The organism is Streptomyces sp. NRRL B-24572, assembly GCF_002156145.1.
GTDB lineage: Bacteria > Actinomycetota > Actinomycetes > Streptomycetales > Streptomycetaceae > Streptomyces > Streptomyces vietnamensis.
The window spans coordinates 1-3,933 of the sequence record NZ_MWIG01000971.1; the positions used below are offsets into that span (position 1 = coordinate 1).

3 protein-coding genes and 2 rRNA genes are annotated in these 3,933 nt (G+C 71.9%); 3 read left to right on the plus strand and 2 right to left on the minus strand.

The annotated features are described in order from the left end of the window. The 3 genes from CCN56_RS39005 to CCN56_RS39015 all read left to right on the plus strand — a co-directional run. Positions 1-1,135 (plus strand): DUF4350 domain-containing protein (locus CCN56_RS39005; protein ID WP_107484304.1); only part of this gene is annotated, 1,135 nt, incomplete at its 5' end. Continuing rightward, complete coding sequence (locus CCN56_RS39010; protein ID WP_086832353.1) at positions 1,132-2,115, plus strand: MoxR family ATPase; 984 nt, start codon at positions 1,132-1,134, stop codon at positions 2,113-2,115. The genes CCN56_RS39005 and CCN56_RS39010, both read left to right, overlap by 4 nt. 12 nt (positions 2,116-2,127) lie before the next feature. After that, positions 2,128-3,438, plus strand: a complete 1,311-nt coding sequence (locus CCN56_RS39015) for a DUF58 domain-containing protein (RefSeq protein WP_086832354.1) — start codon at positions 2,128-2,130, stop codon at positions 3,436-3,438. A gap of 94 nt (positions 3,439-3,532) precedes the next feature. Here the strand turns inward: CCN56_RS39015 and rrf are convergent. After that, positions 3,533-3,649: ribosomal RNA gene (gene rrf, locus CCN56_RS39020) — 5S ribosomal RNA — on the minus strand. Positions 3,650-3,721: 72 nt separating this feature from the next. Continuing rightward, positions 3,722-3,933 (minus strand): 23S ribosomal RNA (locus CCN56_RS39025); the annotation flags it as partial.

The window sequence follows — 3,933 nt, forward strand, 5'->3', positions numbered from 1 at the left end:
CGGCGCCGTCCTCGTCCTCGCCCTGGTCCTGATCGGCGGCCTCGTCCTCGCGACGTTCCGGTCCGCCGACGCCCACGGCGCCCTCGACCCGCGCTCCGCCGACCCCCACGGCAGCCGCGCCGTCGCCGAACTCCTCAAGGACCGCGGCGTCACCGTCACCCTCGCCACCACCCTCGACGAGGCCACCGCGGCCACGGGCACCGGAACCACCCTCCTGGTCACCACACCCGACTTCCTGACGGACGCTCAGCAGTCCACCCTCCACACGGCGATGGAGAACTCCACCGGCCGCACGGTCCTCATCGGCGCCGGCCAAGCCTCCCTCGGCACCCTCACCCCGGGCGTCACCAGCGCCCCGAGCGCCCCGGTGAGGGAACGCGTCCCCGCCTGCACCCTGCCGGCCGCCACCCGCGCCGGCAGTGCCGACCTCGGCGGCGAGCGCTACGAGACCTCCCCCGGCACCACCGCCGACGCCTGCTACGACTCCGACGGCCTGCCGACCCTCGTCCGGCTCCCCACCACCGGCACCCCCGGCGACACCGTCCTCCTCGGCTCGCCCGACATCCTCTACAACTCCCGCCTCGACCAGCTGGGCAACGCCTCGCTGGCCCTGCAACTCCTCGGCTCCCGGCCCCATCTCGTCTGGTACCTCCCCTCCCTCTCCGATGCCTCGGCCGCCGACACGCCGTCAGACGACACCACGGGCAACTTCCTCTCCCTCATCCCCTCCGGCTGGCTGTGGGGCACGCTCCAACTCGCCCTCGCGGCCCTGCTCGCCGCCATTTGGCGCGGCCGCCGCCTCGGCCCCCTGGTCACCGAGCGCCTCCCCGTCGCCCTCCGCGCCTCCGAGGCCACCGAGGGCCGCGCCCGCCTCTACCGCAAGGCGAACGCCCGCGACCGCGCCGCCTCCGTCCTGCGCACCGCGACCCGCACCCGGATCGCCCCGCTGCTCGGCGTCCCCGCCCAGGACGCCCACTCTCCCGACCGCCTCCTCCCCGCACTCTCCGCCCGTCTCCCCGAGACCACCGCGGACCCCAGGAACCTCCTCTTCGGCCCGGCTCCCGCCGACGACGCCACCCTCATCCGCCTGGCGGACCAACTCGACGCCCTCGAAAGAGAGGTACGCACCTCATGAGCGCCCCGACCCCCGAGACCATCACGGAATCGGACAGCGCCCGAGCCTCCCTGGAGGCCCTGCGCACCGAGATCGCGAAGGCCGTGGTCGGCCAGGACCCCGCCGTCACCGGTCTCGTCGTCGCCCTGCTCTGCCGGGGACACGTCCTCCTCGAAGGCGTCCCCGGAGTCGCCAAGACCCTCCTGGTCCGCTCGCTGGCCGCCGCACTCGAACTCGACACCAAGCGCGTCCAGTTCACCCCCGACCTGATGCCGAGCGACGTCACCGGCTCCCTGGTCTACGACGCCCGCACCGCCGAGTTCTCCTTCCAGCCCGGCCCGGTCTTCACCAACCTGCTGCTCGCCGACGAGATCAACCGCACGCCCCCGAAGACCCAGTCCTCCCTCCTGGAGGCGATGGAAGAGCGCCAGGTCACGGTCGACGGCACCCCGCGCCCCCTCCCGGAGCCGTTCCTGGTCGCCGCGACCCAGAACCCCGTCGAGTACGAGGGCACCTATCCGCTCCCCGAAGCCCAACTGGACCGGTTCCTGCTCAAGCTGACAGTCCCTCTGCCCTCACGCGCGGATGAGATCCACGTCCTCACCCGTCACGCCGAAGGCTTCGACCCGCGCGACCTGAAGGCCGCCGGCGTCCGCCCCGTCGCGGGCCCCGCCGAGCTCGAAGCGGCCCGGGCCGCCGTCGCCAAGGTCTCGGTCTCCACCGAGATCGCCGGCTATGTCGTCGATATCTGCCGTGCCACGCGTGAATCCCCCTCACTCACGCTCGGGGTCTCTCCCCGAGGCGCCACCGCCCTGCTCTCCACCGCCCGCGCCTGGGCCTGGCTCACCGGCCGGGACTACGTCACCCCGGACGACGTGAAGGCCCTCGCTCTCCCCACCCTGCGTCATCGCATCCACCTGCGGCCCGAGGCCGAGATGGAGGGGGTCACCCCCGACTCCGTCATCAACTCGATCCTCGCCCACGTCCCCGTCCCCCGCTGAGAACGGCGCCCCATGGCCCTCACCGGACGAACCGCGCTGCTCGCCGCCCTCGGATCGCTCCCCGTCGGCATCCTCGCCCCCAGCTGGACGGGGATGCTCGCGGTGAACGCGCCCCTCTCCCTCGCAATTCTGTGCGACTACGCCCTGGCGGCGCCAGTACGAACGCTCCAATTCACCCGAAGTGGTGACACATCCGTTCGACTCGGTGAAGAGGCTGAGGTCCAGCTCACCGTCACCAACCCGTCCCATCGCCGTCTGCGCGCCCAGCTCCGCGACGCCTGGCCGCCCAGCAGCTGGCTCCCCGGCACCGAACAGGCCTCCTCACGCCGCCGGCTGACCGTCCCCGCCGGGGAACGCCGCCGCCTCACCACGACCCTGCGCCCGACCCGCCGCGGGGACCGCCGCGCCGAACGGATCACGGTCCGCTCGTTCGGCCCCCTCGGCCTCGCGGCCCGCCAGGGCCACCACGAAGTCCCCTGGACCGTCCGCGTCCTGCCGCCCTTCACCAGCCGCAAGCACCTGCCGTCACGCCTGGCCCGGCTCCGCGAGCTCGACGGCCGCACCAGCGTGCTCACCCGCGGCGAGGGCACGGAGTTCGACAGCCTCCGCGAGTACGTCCCCGGCGACGACACCCGCTCGATCGACTGGCGGGCCACGGCCCGCCAGACCACCGTGGCGGTCCGCACCTGGCGCCCCGAGCGCGACCGCCACATCCTGATCGTCCTCGACACCGGCCGCACCTCGGCCGGCCGCGTCGGCGACGTCCCGCGCCTGGACGCCTCCATGGACGCGGCGCTCCTCCTCACCGCACTCGCCTCCCGCGCCGGTGACCGCGTGGACCTCCTGGCCTACGACCGCCGTCTCCGCGCCCAGGTCCAGGGCCGCTCCGCCGGCGACGTCCTGCCGGCCGTGGTCAACGCCCTCGCGCCGCTGGAACCCGAACTCGTGGAGACCGATGCCCGCGGCCTGGCGGCAACCGCTCTCGCACGCGCTCCACGCCGCTCGCTGATCGTCCTCCTGACCGGCCTGGACGCCGCCCCGATCGAGGAGGGCCTCCTCCCGGTCCTGCCGCAGCTAGCCCAGCGCCACACGGTCCTGGTGGCCTCCGTGGCCGATCCCCACGTCACCCGCATGGCAGAGGCCCGCGGCACGCTCGAAGGCGTCTACGAGGCAGCGGCCGCCACTCAGACACAGTCCCAGCGCGCTCGCACCGCGGACCAGCTCCAGCGCCACGGCGTCACGGTCGTCGACGCCACCCCCGACACCCTCGCCCCCGCCCTGGCGGACGCCTACCTCGCCCTCAAGGCAGCCGGCCGCCTCTGAACACGACGGCTGAACCCGGCCCCCGAAAGGGGATCCGCGCCGTAAACGCAGAAAAGCCCCGCACCATGAGGTGCGGGGCTTTCCCACAATGATTGTTCGGCGGCGTCCTACTCTCCCACAGGGTCCCCCCTGCAGTACCATCGGCGCTGAAAGGCTTAGCTTCCGGGTTCGGAATGTAACCGGGCGTTTCCCTAACGCTATGACCACCGAAACACTATGAAGTTGAACTCAACCGGCAAGGGAGTTCATTGCTTCAGAACTAACACAGTGGACGCGAGCAACTGAGGACAAGCCCTCGGCCTATTAGTACCGGTCAGCTCCACCCCTTGCGGGGCTTCCACATCCGGCCTATCAACCCAGTCGTCTACTGGGAGCCTTACCCTCTCAAGGAGGTGGGAATACTCATCTCGAAGCAGGCTTCCCGCTTAGATGCTTTCAGCGGTTATCCCTCCCGAACGTAGCCAACCAGCCATGCCCTTGGCAGGACAACTGGCA